Annotated in this window: 3 protein-coding genes; all 3 read left to right on the top strand. The window is 62.2% G+C overall.

Going from position 1 to position 2,136, the window contains the following annotated elements; translation table 11 throughout:
• A partial coding sequence (gene hutU, locus AC1D1Z_RS36670; protein WP_477853725.1) for a urocanate hydratase occupies window positions 1-769 on the top strand: 769 nt, incomplete at its 5' end.
• Window positions 766-1,341 carry a HutD/Ves family protein gene (locus AC1D1Z_RS36665; protein WP_477853723.1) on the top strand — a complete coding sequence of 192 codons (576 nt, stop codon included), beginning with the start codon at window positions 766-768 and terminating at the stop codon, window positions 1,339-1,341. The genes hutU and AC1D1Z_RS36665, both read left to right, overlap by 4 nt.
• A gap of 174 nt (window positions 1,342-1,515) precedes the next feature.
• Window positions 1,516-2,136, top strand: a 621-nt coding sequence (locus AC1D1Z_RS36660) for a J domain-containing protein (RefSeq protein WP_477853721.1), incomplete at its 3' end; no start/stop codon positions are given.

Genomic DNA, 2,136 nt, shown 5'->3' with positions numbered 1-2,136 from the left:
CGTCGAAGCGATGATCGCCTTCTGGAAGGCCGGTATTCCGACCCTCGATTACGGCAACAATATCCGCCAGGTGGCGCTGGACGAAGGCCTCGAAAACGCCTTCGCCTTCCCGGGCTTCGTGCCGGCCTATATCCGCCCGCTGTTTTGCCGCGGCATCGGCCCCTTCCGCTGGGCGGCCCTTTCCGGCGATCCGGAGGATATCTACAAGACCGATGCCAAGGTGAAGGAGCTGCTGCCTGACAACAAGCACCTGCACAACTGGCTCGACATGGCCAGGGAGCGCATTGCCTTCCAGGGTCTGCCGGCACGCATCTGCTGGGTAGGTCTCGGCGACCGCCACAAGCTCGGCCTCGCGTTCAACGAGATGGTGAGAACAGGCGAACTCTCCGCCCCGATCGTCATCGGCCGCGACCATCTGGACTCCGGCTCCGTCGCCTCGCCGAACCGCGAGACCGAAGCGATGAAGGACGGTTCTGACGCTGTCTCCGATTGGCCGCTGCTCAATGCCCTGCTCAACACGGCATCGGGTGCGACCTGGGTGTCGCTGCATCATGGCGGCGGCGTCGGCATGGGCTTCTCGCAGCACTCCGGCATGGTCATTTGCGCCGACGGCACGGACGATGCTGCAAGGCGTCTCGAGCGTGTGCTCTGGAACGATCCGGCGACTGGCGTCATGCGCCACGCCGATGCCGGCTACGAGATCGCCATCGACTGCGCCAAGGAAAAGGGCCTGCGCCTGCCCGGCATTCTCGGGAACYGAACCCGGTGAGGATCCTGCGCGCCGGCGATCACAAACGCATGCCCTGGAAAAACGGCAAGGGAGAGACGGTGGAGATCGCCGTCTTTCCAGCTGACGCTTCGATCAACGACTTCGACTGGCGCATCAGCATGGCGACGGTCGCAGAGGACGGCCCGTTTTCGATCTTTCCCGGCATCGACCGCACGCTGGCGATCCTCAATGGCAACGGCATGGTGCTCGATGTCGCAGGCAGCGCGCCAGTGCCGCTGACAACGGCAAGCGATCCGCTAGCCTTCCCCGCGGATGTCCCCGTCACGGCCAGGCTCCAGGATGGATCAATCACCGATCTCAACGTCATGACACGCCGTGTCGGGCTCGCCCACACGCTGATCCGCATCGACGTCGATGGCAGCAAGACCGTGCCGCTGCGGCCCTCGACATGCCTGTTCTTCTGCCATTTCGGCGCATTGTCATTCCGGCGGGACGGCGAGACCGGCGCTCTTGCGGCCGGCGATGCGCTGCTGATCGAGGACACGGCCGCAACTGTGCTGGAAATCGATGGCGAAGCCAGATGTTATCTCGCTTCGATCACCACAGACTGATCTTCGAACAACGAATTGAAAACATTAAACAATCGAGGATTTGGCGAAGCATCGGCATAAACCATCGCCATCTCTGGCCATGGACGTCATTCCTCGTTTCGGTCTAAACTTCGCCCTTCTGATGCAGAAGAAGACCTAGACTGCCCGCAACATGCGGGGAGCAAGGGAGCAGGCGTGACGGATCCATACGATATTCTCGGCGTTGAACGCGATGCGGACGAGGCGCAATTGAAGGCCGCCTATCGGCGCCTGGCGAAGGTTGCCCACCCCGATTCGGGTGGTGATTCGGAAGCCTTTGCCAATCTGCAGAAAGCCTATGGGCTGCTTCTCGATCCGGTCCGGCGCAAGGTCTACGACGATACCGGCTACGACGTCGAATTCGCCGATGCAGCTGAGCTGCAGGCGCTCGTGATGATCGAGAAACTCGTCACCGATGCAGTGCTCGACGAGCGCGCACCGGGAAGTTTCGATCCTGTCGCCGTCATGCAGGACAGCCTTTCCGAAGAACTGCGCAAGGCGCGTTTCAGCAAGAGCGAGCTGGAGCGCCACGCCTCGCGCGTCGGACTGCATCTCGAACGGCTCGAAAAACAGTCCGGCCGCGATGTGCTCGCCCACATGTTTCGCGCCCGCATCGAAGCAATCTCCAAGGCGGTCGCGGAAACCGAGGCGAAGATAAAGGCGACGGAACGCGCCGCCGACATGCTCAGCGGCTATGTCTACGACATCGATCCGTCGCCGCTGCCGGATGCCGCGGTCACCAGCATCGAATGGGTCGAAGCCTCCAGAAACCGCTCC

It is taken from the genome of Rhizobium sp. P1_E1, assembly GCF_056406015.1.
This window is presented reverse-complemented; position numbering and strand designations above follow the sequence as displayed.